Source organism: Shewanella sp. ALD9 (assembly GCF_002836315.1).
Lineage (GTDB): Bacteria > Pseudomonadota > Gammaproteobacteria > Enterobacterales > Shewanellaceae > Shewanella.
Genome location: NZ_PJCD01000002.1, coordinates 826,894 through 842,870 on the forward strand (window position 1 = coordinate 826,894; position 15,977 = coordinate 842,870).

Sequence of the window (15,977 nt, forward strand, 5' to 3'; positions counted from 1 at the left end):
CATTCGAGTGGAATGCGCTCTCGAAGATAAGCAAGCCTTGGCCTACCTACAAAGATCATACCTCTCAAAATCTCAATTTCCCATTCCTTGATACCATGTTAGCAACAGAGTACCAATGGGCTTTTAATCCGCAAAAAATCTGCATCTCAAGCACAATACGCTTTACAAGCAATCTCTAAAACAGCATTTACCTAATTGTTAAAATGAGATTTACATCACGCTGAAAAATGTGACCTTGCACAACTATTAACCACTATACCCATTCTGAGGTATACCCATGTTATTAGTAAGGTCTAGACTCACTCTATCACGTCACCTCCAATGACTATCACGTACCAAGTACAACATTCTAAGAGTGAGGAACACCATGAGCATCAGTCGTCGCGAGTTTTTAAAAGCCAACGCCGCTGCCGCAGCAGCGTCGGCCGTGGGTATCGCTATTCCAATTAATATCGTTCAAGCTGCAGAAGGTAAAAGTGAAATAAAATGGGATAAAGCCCCATGTCGCTTTTGCGGTGTAGGTTGTAGTGTTTTAGTGGGTACTCGAAATGGTAAAATTGTTGCCACTCAAGGCGACCCTGAAAGCCCTGTTAACAAAGGCTTAAATTGTATTAAAGGTTATTTCTTATCTAAAATCATGTATGGCAAGGACCGATTAACCTCGCCACTACTCAGAATGAAAGATGGAAAATATGATAAAGAAGGTGATTTTACGCCAGTAAGTTGGGACGTTGCCTTTGACACCATGGCCGAAAAATGGAAAGCCAGCATAGCCAAAAAAGGCCCAACTTCTGTAGGGATGTTTGGTTCTGGTCAATGGACCATTTGGGAAGGCTACGCCGCATCTAAGCTTCATAAAGCTGGTTTTCTCACCAACAATATCGATCCTAATGCACGCCATTGTATGGCATCAGCTGTGGGTGGCTTTATGCGTACCTTTGGTATTGATGAACCCATGGGTTGTTATGATGACTTAGAAGCCGCTGACCACTTTGTATTGTGGGGCGCCAACATGGCAGAAATGCATCCCATCTTATGGGCACGTTTAACAGACCGTCGCTTAAGCCATAAAGATGCCCGCGTACACGTACTCTCTACTTACGAAAACCGTAGCTTTGACTTAGCAGATAATGCCATGGTGTTTAAGCCTCAAACAGACTTAGTCATCTTAAATTATATTGCCAATTACATTATTCAAAACAAAGCAGTAAACAAAGACTTTGTTAGCAAGCACACTAAATTTGCCCTAGGTACCACTGACATTGGTTATGGCTTGCGCCCTGAACATCCATTGGAAAAGAAAGCTAAAAACCCAGGTAGCGGTGATGCCAAACCGATTAGCTTTGACGAGTATGCTAAATTCGTTAGCACTTACACTGTAGAATACGCAGCTAAAATGAGCGGCGTACCGGCTGACAAACTTGAGATTATGGCAAAAGCTTACGCCGACCCTAACATCAAAGTGATGAGCTTATGGACCATGGGTATAAACCAGCATACTCGTGGTGTGTGGGCAAATAACATGCTCTATAACATCCACTTACTCACCGGTAAAATAGCCACTCCTGGCAACAGCCCATTCTCGTTGACGGGCCAACCTTCAGCTTGTGGTACTGCTCGTGAAGTAGGCACATTCTCACATCGTTTACCTGCTGACATGGTGGTGAACAATGATAAACATCGTGAAATTACTGAAAAACTTTGGCAAGTCCCTGCCGGCACTATTCCAGCCAAACCTGGATACCATGCCGTACTGCAAAGCCGTATGCTTAAAGATGGTAAATTAAACTGTTATTGGACTATGTGTACTAACAATATGCAGGCTGGTCCTAATATCAATGATGAAGTTTATCCAGGTTTCCGTAATCCAGAAAACTTTATTGTGGTCTCGGATCCTTACCCAACTATCACGGCAATGGCCGCAGACTTAATTCTTCCAACCGCAATGTGGGTTGAAAAAGAAGGCTCTTATGGTAACGCGGAACGCCGTACCCATTTCTGGCATCAGCTTGTTCCAACACCTGAAGGGTCTAAGTCTGATTTATGGCAGTTAGTTGAATTTTCTAAACGTTTTAAAGTGAGTGAAGTCTGGCCTGCTGAATTAATCGCTAAACAACCTGAGCTAGCCGATAAAACGTTATATGAAGTGTTATTTGCTAACGGCGTAATCAATAAGTTCCCTACCAGCGATTGTAAAGGTGCTTATAACGATGAAAACGAACACTTTGGTTTTTACCTGCAGAAAGGTATTTTCGAAGAATATGCTCAATTTGGTCGCGGCCATGCACACGATTTAGCAGACTTTGACACTTACCATCAAACGCGAGGATTACGCTGGCCTGTCGTTAATGGCAAAGAAACTACCCGCCGCTTCGTTGAAGGCAGTGACCCTTATGTCAAAGCAGGTGAAGGCTTCAATTTTTACGGTAAACCAGATGGTAAAGCCGTCATATTTGCACTGCCTTATGAACCCGCTGCAGAAGAGCCTAATGAAGAATTTGATCTGTGGATGTCAACAGGACGAGTACTGGAACATTGGCACACAGGGTCAATGACCGCTCGCGTACCTGAATTGCATAAAGCAATGCCAAGTGCTCAAGTCTTTATGCATCCTGCTGACGCTAAGGCACGTGGGTTAGCCCAAGGGGACGAGGTTACCGTGGCATCACCACGTGGAGAAATCAACACCCGAGTGGAAACCAAAGGTCGCAACAAGCCACCTAGAGGGGTGGTATTTATGCCATTCTTCGACGCTAAACAATTAGTCAACAAGCTGCTTTTGGATGCAACTGACCCATTATCAAAAGAAACTGATTTCAAAAAGTGTCCCGTAAAAATATTTAAAGCCTAATACTGCTTTTATATTAATTGCTGCAGCTGTCACTGGGTTATTACACCATGACAGCTGCGACACTCGATTTCTACATTCATTAGGATGTAACGGAGATGAAAATGAAAAAATTACTTAGCGTCGTGGCCATACTATTAAGCCTTAGCGCATATTCTGGACAACAAGCCGTAGCAGACAATACTCCTGTAAAAGTAGAGTCTCGTGTAGGTAACGTCGCCATAACCGACAACTCACCTGCTGATGCTATCGCCACCTACCCTACAAGAGGAAAAGCTATCGCGCGCAGCTTTGCAGAACAACCGCCGTTGATCCCTCATAAAGATAGCTATAGCATCACTACAGACAAAAATGGCTGTCTAACATGCCATAGCTGGGATAAAGCAAAAAGAATGAAAGCAACGCCAGTGGCGAAGTCACACGTTATAGATGACAAAGGCACATTAAATGGCATGAACTACTTCTGCGTACAGTGCCATGTTGCACAAGCAGATAATAAACAGGAGTTAGTGGAAAACACATTTACGACAAAGTAATTAGTGAAGATATAAATTCCCCCCATTCCTCAATTTGAGCAATGCCACTTCAATCGAAGTGGCATTTTTTTATCAGTGTCAGTGTTAAAACGGTACAAGTCCGAACAACAAAAGGGCTAAAAACAAAACCCAGCCTAGGCTGGGTTTGTTGGTTTAGATGTCTGCTGTGTAACTGGCGAACTCGGTTCTGCTGATGTTTGTGACGTATTAGGTGATTGTATCTCATGCTTCACAGGCATCGCCGCTTGCCATAATGCACCGACCCATAAACTTGATGTTGACTTCATAACCATTGCTCCGTTTTTGTTAACGAGTTCAAAGTAATCGTTTAGGGTTCATAGGTAAAATGAATAATTACCATAGAGAGGATTCCATTTAAGCATGAACATCCCAATCAAGACCTTACAGACCTTTCTCACCATAGTTGAAACCAAAAACTTTACCCGGGCGGCACAAAAATGTTTTATGACCCAACCGACACTGACAAAAACCATTCAACGTTTAGAAGACAACATTGGTGAGCAATTGCTTATCAGGAATAATCAAACAGTAGAATTAACCCAAGCAGGACAATTGTTTGAGCAAAGTGCACGGGAAATTTTAGGCCATTGGCATCGACTACAAGAAGGTATTAACAACCTCAGTGGCTTGAAGTCAGGACGATTACGACTTGGTGTCTGCCCTATGATGAGTAGTTTAATCACTCCTTTGCTGACCGATTATCGACGAAAATATCCCGGAATCGAATTACAGATGTACGAGTATGGCGGATTTGGTTGCGAGCAAGCACTATTGAGCAACAGTCTAGATATAGCCTTTACTGCACTTCCGACAACGCATAAAACAGAGTTAGCAAGTCAACTTCTGACTAAATATCCCTTACTGGCTTGCTTACCAGAAGGCCACCCACTCGCTAACAATGCAGACATACGCTGGCAAGACTTTGAATCTTATCCCTTCATTCTTTACAACGAAGACTTTTCATTAGCAAAGTTAATTAATTATTTAAGCCGTAAAGTTGGCGTACACCTTAACATCGCCTTTCGAACAGGTCAGTGGGACTTTTTAGCCGCAATGGTTGAAGCTAACTTAGGCGTCGCGATTTTACCCGAACCCATTTGCCAACGGTTAACCAATAGCAAACTGGTATTTAAACCTATGCAACCGGCAATGACCTGGGATCTGGCATTAATATGGCGAGAGAACCTACCGTTAACCCCACCAGCCCAAGCGCTATTAACGCTCAGCAGAAACAGTCATGAATAATATAATACTGTGTCATAACCATTTAATATCGTAGAAATCACATAAAAAAGACATAAAAAAACCGCTGCCTAGGCAACGGTTTTTATGGGCAAGTCGAAACTAGAATTACTTCTTAGCTTCAGCAGCCTTACGTTCTTTAACTTGAGCAACAACTTTCTCAGAAACGCTGTTTGGACAAGGGCTGTAATGAGCAAATTCCATAGAGAATTGACCACGGCCTGAAGTCATTGTACGTAGTGAACCGATATAACCGAACATTTCTGATAACGGTACGTCAGCTTTAATACGAACACCTGTAACACCAGCGTTTTGATCTTTGATCATACCGCGACGACGGTTAAGGTCACCAATTACGTCACCAACGTTGTCATCTGGGCTGAATACGTCAACGTTCATGATAGGCTCAAGAAGTTGTGCACCGGCTTTAGGCATAGATTGACGGAAAGCACCTTTAGCAGCGATTTCGAACGCGATAGCTGACGAGTCAACTGCGTGGAAAGCACCGTCTTGAAGCACAAGTTCAACGTCTAACACAGGGAAACCTGCGATAGTACCTGTGTTCATCATGCTCTTGAAACCTTTCTCAACAGCAGGCCAGAATTCTTTAGGTACGTTACCACCAACCACTTTAGAAGTGAAAGTGAAACCAGTGTTTTGCTCGCCAGGGCGAATAGTGTAGTCAATTTTACCAAACTGACCAGAACCACCAGACTGTTTCTTGTGCGTGTAGCTATCTTCAATTTCTTTAGTGATAGTTTCACGGTAAGCAACTTGAGGCTCGCCTACAATTAGGTCAACGCCGTAAGTACGCTTAAGAATATCAACCTTAATGTCTAAGTGAAGTTCACCCATACCTTTAAGGATGGTTTCACCAGAATCAATGTCAGTCTCTACACGGAAAGATGGATCTTCTGCAATCATTTTACCGATAGCGATACCCATTTTCTCAGAACCGCCTTTATCTTTTGGCGTTACAGAGATAGAGATAACTGGCTCAGGGAATACCATGGCTTCTAGTGTACAAGGGTGCTTAGGATCACATAAAGTGTGACCAGTTTGCACGTTCTTCATACCAACGATAGCGATAATGTCACCAGCTTGTGCTGATTCAAGTTCGTTACGTTCGTTAGCTTGCATCTCAACCATACGGCCAATACGTTCTGTTTTGCCAGTGAATGAGTTAAGGATGGTGTCACCCTTCTTCAAACGGCCAGAGTAGATACGTACGAAAGTTAACGCACCAAAACGGTCATCCATAATCTTGAACGCTAATGCTTTAAAAGGTGCATCAACATCAACGATTGCGAATTCGCCATTTTCGTTACCTTCTTCGTCAGTTAGAGGTTGTGGATCAACTTCAACTGGATCAGGTAAATAATCAACAACGGCATCTAGCAATAACTGCATACCTTTGTTTTTGAATGCTGAACCACAGTATGTTGGGAACACAGCCATTGTACGAGTACCCGCACGGATACAACGCTTAACGTCTTCAATAGATGGTTGAACACCTTCCATGTAAGCTTCTAATAAAGCATCGTCTTGCTCAAGAGCAGTTTCGATCAGCAATTCACGGTATTCTTCAACGATGTCAACCATGTCAGCTGGTACAGGCTTAATTTCGAAGTTTTCTGGTAAACCAGTATCATCCCAAATGTGAGCTTCACGAGTTAGTAGGTCAACAACACCACAGAATTCGTCTTCGATACCGATTGGTAAAACCATAACCAATGGGTTAGCCGCTAATACGTCTTTAGTTTGCTTAACAACACGTAAGAAGTCAGCACCCATACGGTCTAACTTGTTTACGAAGATGATACGCGCAACTTCAGAATCGTTAGCATAACGCCAGTTTGTTTCTGACTGAGGCTCAACGCCGCCTGAACCACAGAATACACCGATACCGCCGTCAAGCACTTTTAGCGAACGATAAACTTCAACTGTAAAGTCAACGTGGCCAGGAGTGTCAATAACGTTAAAACGGTGATCTTTCCAGAAACAGCTTACCGCTGCAGACTGAATGGTAATACCGCGCTCAGCTTCCTGTTCCATGAAGTCTGTGGTTGATTCACCATCATGTACTTCACCGATCTTATGGATCTTACCGGTTAGCTTAAGGATACGCTCGGTGGTCGTGGTTTTACCCGCGTCAACGTGAGCGAAGATACCAATGTTTCTGTATTTGGATAATTCGGTCATGATTCAACTTTAATGATTAGTTTAAGAAGTAGACGGAGCATGCGAAAAAGAACCGACACACCGCACATCAGGTTATTAAGGCGCATATTGTAAATTGGAACCTTGCTGGGCGCAAATAGCTGTTGCAATATTTATTTGTTTTTAGCATAAAAAAGCTCAATTAATGCTATAAATTGCATATAAAACAATTGACTAAAATATAGTAGATTATTTTTTAGTCTTAGGAGTAATTTGACCGAAAAATGTTAAATTTTAGATGAAATACCTAAATCGGCATTTTTAGAGCCACATAATGTCGCGAAACAACATCACACCACAACAAATATGCATTTATTCACATAAAGATCGATTTTTGCTAATGGCACAAACATCCAGCAAGATGTGGTTTTTATCTACGCACTACAATATTGATTACGCCCAGACTGCTTAGCTTTGTATAACGCGGCATCGGCTCGTTCAAAGCAAGCTTGTATAGGTTCATTCTCGCCCAATAAGGCAATCCCGAAACTACAAGTCACGTTAATATTGTGATAAAAATGAAAATAACTAAGTTCATCAGTAATTCGTTGGCAAAGCTCAGTGGCATCGTGTAACTGTACATGCTGACAAACCACCACAAACTCTTCACCGCCCCACCGGGCTACAACGTCAAGTTCCCTTACTGATGCTTGTAATACTTGTGCGACTTGAACTAATATTTTGTCTCCAATTGCATGTCCATGCAGGTCATTTATTGCTTTAAATAAATCAATATCCATGATGATCAAACTCATCTTGTTGTTCTGACCCATTTTTTTCAGAGGCTGCCTTGCATCATCTAAAAAGGTTTGATTAAAATATTGGCGGTTATACAATTTTGTCAGCGGATCATGTTGAGCCAAAAAATCGAGGTCGCAATTTTTCTTCTCCAGCTCTAACTGTAATTTTTGCAACTGCTTGTTGTTGGTTTCTAAATGAAGGTTGTACTTGCTCACACACATTGTTCGGTAAAGCAGAAATAAGATAAACATTCCTAAAGCAGTCACCACTTGGATCACTAGGCTGTAATCAATGTCTTCAATAACAGTAATATTATGCCATTTTTTATAAATTGAAATATGGTCTGCCTTAGTAATTTTTGCCAATCCAGCATTAATCTGTGGCAGCAAACCTTGCTTTGCATGAGTAACGCCAATACGTAACTCATCTTCAGGACCACCCCAACCCGCTATTTTTAGCGAGGTTAACCCGTGTTGTTGAATATACGCGTTAACAGAAAACATCGACCCTACGAAGATATCCGCGTCACCGTTAGCCACCTTTTCCAATCCTTGTCGCTCATTATCAGTCAACACGGTATTGATAGTCGGGTAAAATTGTTGGATATATTCCACTAGACGATAATCTTTGGGTATAGCCAATAAGCGATCACCGATGTTTTCAAAGCCTTGTAAAAAAGGTTGGGATTTTAATGACACCAAGACGTTTGGAGATTTAAAAAAAATATCGCTAAAAGAGAGATAGGCGTCGCGTTTGGGGGTTTGATTTAAAATGGGGGTTAACTCGCATGTACCTTGTTTGAGTAATTCTAAACTCTGTCGCCAAGACGAGGTGGGCACTAACACAAAAGTCAAATCGGTATAGTCTGTTAATAATGCTAAATAATCAGATGAAATACCAGTATGACGGCCATCGACAATGGCTTCATAAGGTAACCAATCTGGATCAACACAATAACGGATGATATTACGGTTTTTTGAATTGATGGCAGACTGACTCTCAACCACCGAAGCACTGGCATGCTTAGCGTTAATCAAATTAATGAATATCAACAGCGTAATCAATAATACGCTAGTGAACTCAAGTCGACTCAATGTTCGCATCATTTTTCAAAATAGTATGCTCCAACAATATGGTCCAACAAATTAGTTGAACCAAAAGTGTATATACTCTTAAGTGTATTACAACATACGAAAGTATGACAAAAAAATACCCGCTAAATAGCGGGTATTTTATTCAACAATCAATCGTAGGTATTACGCTTCGATTGGCAAAATCACAAACAGTAAGTCGCCTTGTGAAACTTGCTGTCCATTGCTATTAAGAATACGTTCAATACGATACTTTTGGTCTTCAGGATATAACACACCTGTTTGACGATTAAAGCCCGCTAACGTTAGTTGAGAGAACATCTTCATTGCTTCCATCAATGCCAATGTTTGTTCAACCGTGACAATGTCACCTTCTTTAACAAAGTCTGCTTCACCTGGTGCTGGAGAGGTATAGAAAATGCCTGCGCCTTGAGCCAGTACTTTCAACTCGTTACTTTCGCCAACACGTAATGATTCAGTATCAACCTCAATCGCTTCTGCTGCCGCTTCCATTTCAGCAATCAGTGCTGGAATGTCTAGCTCAGCCATTAAGCGAGGCAAGTAGTTTGTGTCATACACCCCTTCGTTGAAGGTTGGATCTTTAAGGATAAGCTTCAACAATGGAATGTTAGTCGCAATACCTTTAATCACTACGCTATCTAAGTAGGCATACATTTTAGACACAACGTCGGCACGGTCAGTACCTCGTATAATGATCTGTGCGATCAAGCTGTCATAGTATGGCGATACTTCCTTACCCGCTGCTGCAATCGAAATAATTTCTACATCGTCACGCTGAGGCAATACACATTCAGTGATTTTACCAGGATTAGGAATAAGCTGAAGAATACCGTGGCTATCAAGCGCCGCTTTTTCCGCCGTCACACGCACTTCCATGGCGTAACCTTGGTCTATTGGCTGTAGATTTTCAATTGAACGACCCGCAGCAATATCAAACTGCGCGCTAACAATATCAATACCCGATGTCGCTTCAGTCACAGGATGCTCTACTTGAAGACGTGTGTTCATCTCCATGAAGTACACTTCGTTAGCATCTAAGTTATAAATAAACTCAACGGTACCTGCGCCCATGTAATCGGTCGCTTCACCTAACGCACGAGTGTATTCCATCACGCGCTGTTTGAGCTCTTCAGGCAACATAGTCGAACCAGACTCTTCAATCACTTTCTGGTTATTACGTTGCACTGAACAGTCGCGAATACCCAATACTTTGGTATTACCAAATTTATCACGCAGTAACTGCACTTCAATATGACGCAATGAGGTAACGTATTTCTCTAAATACAAATCGCCATTACCAAACGCAGCGGCGGCTTCTGTCGCAGTTTTCTGGAAGAAACCAATCATGTCCTCAGGGCGTTTAACAACCTGAATACCTTTACCACCACCACCTTGCACCGCTTTAAGCAATACCGGGTAACCAATTTCAGACGCTACGTTCACGGCTTGTTCTGCGTTTGTCAAAATACCATGACTACCAGGAACAACCGGCACATTTTGCTTTTGAGAAGTATGGATAGCATTAGATTTGTTACCCATAGTGGTCATTGAATGCACGCTAGGACCAACAAAGTTGACCCCATTGTTAACACATAATGCCGCAAACTGTGGGCTTTCTGACAAGAAACCAATACCTGGGTGCAACGCATCGACGTTTTCATACTCAGCGACTTTCAATACTGAGTAAGCATTGAGGTAACTTTCATCTGAAGTATTACCACCAATACACACAAGCTTATCAGTATCTTTCAGCATATCTGCTGGAACAGATGTCATGTCTGGGTCTGAGGCCACCAACACCACATTAATGTTGTTGTCGTGTGCTTTACGAATCAGTTTAACTGCCGTACAACCACGAGCATGCACTAGTACTTTATGGATAGGCTTCATCAATGCACGAGGATCGTCCTGTACAATAACGTCCTCTAGCTCAATCACTTCAGGCACTAAAGTCGACAACGCTTTGCTAATCACTTCTTCAATCTTAATTGTCGGTAATGGCATCAGTGGATCAATACCCGACAACTGAGTGTCTAAGGTGTCGCTAAATGGATTATGAACTAACCCCGTCATTGCCCCTGGCACTTTAGATAAGTAGTTAGACAATGTGGCTGTAGATGGTAAGTACGCAGGTACCACCATTTGACCAGCAAACGGCATATTGGTGCCAGAAAGATAGTAAGTCTGCACTAAAGGATGGGTTACAAAACTGGCTTGAGCACCACCAGTACAATCACCAAAACCAAACATCAATACCGGTAATTCGTTATCACGAATAAAGCGCGTAATACGGTCGTTCACGACCGCCATTGAAAACAATGCCGCTGCACCTTCTTTAGTTTGCATACCACCAGAGCTGATAAAACAAATAACCGGTAATTTACGCTTAGCACATTCAATTAATAGCGAACTGAATTTTTCAGCACTGGCCATATCAAATGCACCCGCTTGGAATGCCGTATTTGAAATGGCAACACCAACACGTAACTTACTGCCATTATTATTAAAGTCAGCCAGACCAGTAATTAAACCACAAGGGCGGATCTTTTTATCAATAGCATCTTCAATCGATAAACGGAAACCAGGGAAGTTAAGCATGTTAGCTGACATTTTGTCGGCATCAATTTCATCAAACTTAGTAAAGAACTGTTTGATAATATTTTCCCAGCCCATCTTGCCTTGTTTTTTCTCTTCGCGAAGAATTTTTTGGATCAGTAAGTCTTGGTAACCCATTGTTAAACGGTTCCAAAAATCCTTACGACGACCAATACGTACAGGGTTAATTGTCCCAGTGTATTTATCGTGTTCATCTTCACTATCAAAGTACTCTGGTAATAGACGCTCGAAGAAATAAGTTAAGATTACAAACAGCGAATCGTTTAACTGCGGGAAACCGACACTCTTCCATTGCTCTACACGAGTAAGCAATTCAGCACGATTCGATTGATCCATAAAGTATTTAAGCCACTTATAGAACTTGCTCTTGTCGTTAGCTTTGTCGCTTGTCGATAATGCGTTATCAATCGATTTGTGGAGTAATTTATCCACTGATTCACGAGATAAACTTTTTGACATCATGGCTTCTTTCGAAATTGACGCCAAGCTGCCTACGACATTGTCATATAGCGCATTGAAGATAAGCACGTTATGACACTGCCAAATAAAGTCTGCGCGTAATTCATCGTTAACCACAATATCCAACACAGTAAGCTGACTCAGTTCAGGCCATGGAGCTTGCGTTGTAGATTTAGGCAGTGACTCTAAATGCTTAATTAAGCCATTGAAATTGTTAGCGGCGTTACTTTTCCAGCGATGATATAACGACCAACCAATGTTAAATAACAATGCTTTACGTGCTTTTTTATAGTTCTCTTTTGGTTCACCCAAAATAAAACGTGTAATCACGTTACGTTCGGCAGAAATGTCTTTACGTTTAGCGCTGAATGTACCCCAAAGTTTATTCAGTTCTTCATCGTAAACAAGCTTATCTGGGTTGGTTAACCACGCCTGGAACACGCGTTCCTGTTCTTGCTTAATGCGCGCTAACAAATCACCTTCTGGCACGCTCACTTTTGATAAGCGACCATACTGTTCTTGTGAGATTGAATGAATACGGCTACGCAAGGTCAAATAACGCAAATAACGATATGCACTACCAAAAATATTGTGGTACATCGTTGGGTTATTGGCGACCGATAAGCGGGTATTATTTTCAAGTGTGAGCAGATTAGCCGACGGCGCTAAATAACGCTGTAAACTGCGATCATAATGCTCTTTTAAATCGGTAGATTCGCGCACAAAGTTCATTGCTGCGCGTTCAACGGCTTCAATAGAACTGATAATCGCACGACGGAAATTATGTTGACGCTCATCTTTATCTGATGGAGTAAAATCGATAATGCCGTCAATACACCCAGCGGTATATAACTCTTCTGGTGACACGCCTACCGATTTAGCACATTCCTGCCATGACAAGTTGTACTTACGCGCAATGCTCTGTAAACCTTGTGGCTGAATGGTGTTAAAAATACCATCTCGTACAGATAGTAAAATGTTTGCTGCAGCTAATGGAATTGCACCACCTGAATAGCCTGCACCAATCACAATACCGACAGTCGGTACATCAACATTAGCACTTTCAGCAATCGCTTTAGAAATGGTATGCGCTTGATTTTGGCTATTGGCAATTTCGCCAGCATCTGCACCAGGAGTATCAATTAAATATACTATTGGCATCGACAATTCTGCGAAGTGACGGATCGCCTTACATGCTGCAAGATGGTGTTCTGGCATCCATGCACCGTTTGCGGTCGTGCGCTCTTGCGCAATAAAACCGATACGGCGAGTACGAGTACCAAAGTTAAGTTCCACTTCAGCACGGTAAAACGGTCCGATATGACTTTCGGCAATAATCTTGCCTTTTAAGTCAGCGATCATACGCTTCGCGCCTGGGCGGTTTTTATCCAAAGTCGGTTGAATAACTTTATTGACATAACCGTCAACGTCTAAAGATGCCAAACTCTTCAAGTTTGATTGAATGGAATCTTCTGTTAATAATCCTTTCACTTCTTCAGATAAACTCTGCTTGTTATGAGCAGGAAATAATGAAAAGTCTTTAGCCAAGTGTTCAGCTTGTAAGAAAAGTGGGTCAGCCGATAGTGCTTGAGTCTTGTTAGCGGGCTGCTTTTTGCTGGTCATCCTTAGATCCTCTGCTTATATAGCCTCTGAAAAATTTTTTTAGCCCGTAAATATAACTTTGTTAATGGGTAAATTACCATATAAACTAGCTTGGACGCTTTGTTCCATAATTGAGACAGTGAGGTTTGAATGCCCGATTTGAACGGTATGATGCTGTTTGCAGCCGTTGTAAGAGCAAAAGGATTCTCTCAAGCAGCACGAGAGATCGGACAACCTAAATCAACAATTAGTCGTAAAGTTGCTCAATTAGAAGAACAACTCGGGGTACGATTACTGCAACGAGACACCCGAAATTTAAGTCTGACTCAAGTAGGCGCATTATTTTTTCAACATTGTGATTCTATTAGTCATGAAATTGAAGCGGCCAAAGCCACCATAGAAAACACCCATAATGATATTTCTGGTGCGTTACGTATCGCCATTCCGGTATCATTTTCACAAGATGTTATCGGCCATTTATGTTCTAGTTTTATGCGCCTTTATCCCAATATAGAACTCGATATTCAATTTACCGATAACGATGTCGGGCTTGTGGGTGAAGGTTACGATATCGCAATTAAGTATGGTCCACTACAGTCATCAGATCTTGTCGCCAGGTTATTATTTGAACGCCAGCCAATTTTGGTTGCAAGCCCTGGTTACATTAAAAAATTCAGCAGCCCTGCAACACCACAAGAATTAACTCAGCATAACGGCATTTTACTCGGCACTACACTGTCGGCACCCATTTGGGCGTTAGGCAAAGGTAACCGTAAAATAATGGCAACCTTTAAACGTAAAGTGCGAGTTAATAGCGCCAGTATGGTGAAACGTTTAGCGTTGGATGATTATGGTATTGCCATGCTTTCTAATACTAGTTGCAAGCAAGAACTTGCAACCGGAAGCTTGGTGCCCATTTTACAAGAATGGCCAATGGAACCGTTTAAAGTGTATGGGGTGTATTCAAGTCGCCGTCAATTAGCCAGTAATATAAGTGCTTTTTTAGACTTTTTCACCAAACGATATACCAGCCAAGAATCACTGAATTCGATGATGAGTTAAACTATACACTGGCAAACGAGTCACCATCGGGTCTTTGTTATGCATATGGTCTCGCATCAATACCAGAATCATTAGCTCAAATAACAACCTCAAATGGCCAAATAAGCCATTTAAGGTTATCTCGATTGAGAAACTTATAACGCGAAGCTTTCTGAACAGCACTAAAATCGATAAGGAAATCGCAGACTGATTTGGTAGTCTGGTGAATCTTCTGTTAGTCCAGCACCCATTGATGTCACCATAGACAGATTGGGCGATAAGGCTAACGTAGCACCAATACCTAAACTCGCAGTATTGGTGTCAGTACGAGGGATTTTCTCCCACTCTCCACCTTCTGGTCTTTGTTTGGTCTTACTGTAAAATCGCTGATTAAAGCTCATACTCAAACTCATTCGTTCGGAAACCGCAAAGGCCAATCCCACGCTGTAATCCAGATAATTGCCTAAATCAATTTCACCGGGGCTTAACCCTGGTGCGCCAGATAAGTCATCAAAGCTTTCTTTAAAACTAGCACCGTAATTTAAATTAAAAAACACAATCGCAGGATCAAACGTTTTTGCTAAGCTAAACCCTGTCGATACCCCCCAAACACCTGAACCCGTTGCCATTTCTGTAGGATAGGTTAAATTGCCGGTATCAGATGTTTCAAGCAAAATCCCAAAAGGATCTTTTCCCGTTGGCGCGCGAACTCTGAAGTTCCATACCCAATCGGGCCAATCTACAGATTCAGTATTAATGCGGTAATAAACTGCACCACTGACATCCCCTATTTGACCACCACTAATTTTAGCCGTTTCGTATCGTTGACTAGAGTTGCCTTCCCCCACTGAGTCATACTGAGTCCAACGATACAGATACGGCAAACCGAGCTCAAACTGCCAGTTTTCATTTAATGTATAGCGGGTAGTGAGATCCAATCGTGTTGTATTAGTGCGAATACGATCTAGGTTTAAGTTACCCAAAAAAATAGCATCAAGCGCTAAAAAGCCTCTAAGAATGAGATCTTTACGGCTGTAGTAACTATAGGTAAATGAGGGTTCTACGGTAAATTTCCGAGAGAAGACATTATGTGCTTCTTGTAATACATCATCAGTACTTCTTGCTCTGTCTGGCGCTTTTTTTCGTTCTGTTGTGTTGCTGGCGATTGCGCCTTGCTGGCTTGATTGAACATCTTGTCGCTCGGCTGACGATGTTGCAGATGATGTTGCAGATGATGGAGTTGATGGTTGCTTAGTCGTTGAGGCGAGATCTTTCGTGCTGGCTTGTCTGTTTAATGCCTCTTGCTTGAGCACCTGTTGAGCCATCTGATTAATGGTCTGTTGCTGTAATTTAATTTGTTGATTCAACTGAATCAATTTCTGTTTAAGTACTGCGATATCTTGTTCAGATAAGGTTGTTTCTAAGGCTGGTTGAGGATCAGTATCTGCAGCATACGCAGGTACTGCCAATATTCCAGGCAGGATCACTGCGACAGCTGAGGTCCATTTCTTATTCATAAATACATCCTTGGCTTGTACA

General features: G+C 42.0%; 9 protein-coding genes. 4 read left to right on the forward strand and 5 right to left on the reverse strand.

From position 1 onward, the window contains the following. Window positions 1-367: 367 nt before the first annotated feature. Together napA and CXF88_RS07030 are read left to right on the forward strand one after the other, a co-directional pair. Window positions 368-2,851: a nitrate reductase catalytic subunit NapA gene (napA, locus tag CXF88_RS07025; RefSeq protein ID WP_101086182.1), complete on the forward strand. Its 2,484-nt coding sequence runs from the start codon at window positions 368-370 to the stop codon at window positions 2,849-2,851. A gap of 101 nt (window positions 2,852-2,952) precedes the next feature. Continuing rightward, window positions 2,953-3,384: a nitrate reductase cytochrome c-type subunit gene (locus CXF88_RS07030; RefSeq protein ID WP_101086183.1), complete on the forward strand. Its 432-nt coding sequence runs from the start codon at window positions 2,953-2,955 to the stop codon at window positions 3,382-3,384. A gap of 134 nt (window positions 3,385-3,518) precedes the next feature. Here CXF88_RS07030 and CXF88_RS21970 read toward each other — a convergent pair whose 3' ends face one another. Next, window positions 3,519-3,671, reverse strand: a complete 153-nt coding sequence (locus tag CXF88_RS21970) for a hypothetical protein (protein WP_174839623.1) — start codon at window positions 3,669-3,671, stop codon at window positions 3,519-3,521. 94 nt (window positions 3,672-3,765) lie between these two features. On the opposite strand from CXF88_RS21970, the gene CXF88_RS07035 reads away from it, so the two are divergent. After that, window positions 3,766-4,650 carry a LysR family transcriptional regulator gene (locus tag CXF88_RS07035; RefSeq protein WP_101086184.1) on the forward strand — a complete coding sequence of 295 codons (885 nt, stop codon included), beginning with the start codon at window positions 3,766-3,768 and terminating at the stop codon, window positions 4,648-4,650. 105 nt (window positions 4,651-4,755) lie between these two features. On the opposite strand, the gene fusA is transcribed toward CXF88_RS07035, so the two are convergent. From fusA to CXF88_RS07050, 3 genes are all read right to left on the reverse strand, one after another. Beyond that, complete coding sequence (gene fusA / locus CXF88_RS07040) at window positions 4,756-6,849, reverse strand: elongation factor G (protein WP_101086185.1); 2,094 nt, start codon at window positions 6,847-6,849, stop codon at window positions 4,756-4,758. 392 nt (window positions 6,850-7,241) lie between these two features. Further along, window positions 7,242-8,711: a diguanylate cyclase gene (locus CXF88_RS07045; RefSeq protein WP_101086328.1), complete on the reverse strand. Its 1,470-nt coding sequence runs from the start codon at window positions 8,709-8,711 to the stop codon at window positions 7,242-7,244. A 153-nt stretch (window positions 8,712-8,864) separates the two neighbouring features. Continuing rightward, window positions 8,865-13,418 carry a biotin carboxylase N-terminal domain-containing protein gene (locus CXF88_RS07050; protein ID WP_101086186.1) on the reverse strand — a complete coding sequence of 1,518 codons (4,554 nt, stop codon included), beginning with the start codon at window positions 13,416-13,418 and terminating at the stop codon, window positions 8,865-8,867. A 129-nt stretch (window positions 13,419-13,547) separates the two neighbouring features. On the opposite strand from CXF88_RS07050, the gene CXF88_RS07055 reads away from it, so the two are divergent. Beyond that, on the forward strand, window positions 13,548-14,459 hold the full coding sequence (locus tag CXF88_RS07055; protein WP_101086187.1) for a LysR family transcriptional regulator: 912 nt from the start codon (window positions 13,548-13,550) through the stop codon (window positions 14,457-14,459). A gap of 161 nt (window positions 14,460-14,620) precedes the next feature. Here the strand turns inward: CXF88_RS07055 and CXF88_RS07060 are convergent, their stop codons facing one another. Next, a complete protein-coding gene (locus CXF88_RS07060; protein WP_197708416.1) occupies window positions 14,621-15,955 on the reverse strand; it encodes a transporter in 1,335 nt (444 codons plus the stop codon). Window positions 15,956-15,977 lie beyond the last annotated feature (22 nt).

Coding starts and splice junctions, on each gene's coding strand:
- napA (WP_101086182.1), top strand. CDS start 368: ATGAGCATCAGTCGTCGCGAGTTTTTAAAAGCCAACGCCGCTGCCGCA.
- CXF88_RS07030 (WP_101086183.1), top strand. CDS start 2,953: ATGAAAAAATTACTTAGCGTCGTGGCCATACTATTAAGCCTTAGCGCA.
- CXF88_RS21970 (WP_174839623.1), bottom strand. CDS start 3,671: ATGAAGTCAACATCAAGTTTATGGGTCGGTGCATTATGGCAAGCGGCG.
- CXF88_RS07035 (WP_101086184.1), top strand. CDS start 3,766: ATGAACATCCCAATCAAGACCTTACAGACCTTTCTCACCATAGTTGAA.
- fusA (WP_101086185.1), bottom strand. CDS start 6,849: ATGACCGAATTATCCAAATACAGAAACATTGGTATCTTCGCTCACGTT.
- CXF88_RS07045 (WP_101086328.1), bottom strand. CDS start 8,711: ATGCGAACATTGAGTCGACTTGAGTTCACTAGCGTATTATTGATTACG.
- CXF88_RS07050 (WP_101086186.1), bottom strand. CDS start 13,418: ATGACCAGCAAAAAGCAGCCCGCTAACAAGACTCAAGCACTATCGGCT.
- CXF88_RS07055 (WP_101086187.1), top strand. CDS start 13,548: ATGCCCGATTTGAACGGTATGATGCTGTTTGCAGCCGTTGTAAGAGCA.
- CXF88_RS07060 (WP_197708416.1), bottom strand. CDS start 15,955: ATGAATAAGAAATGGACCTCAGCTGTCGCAGTGATCCTGCCTGGAATA.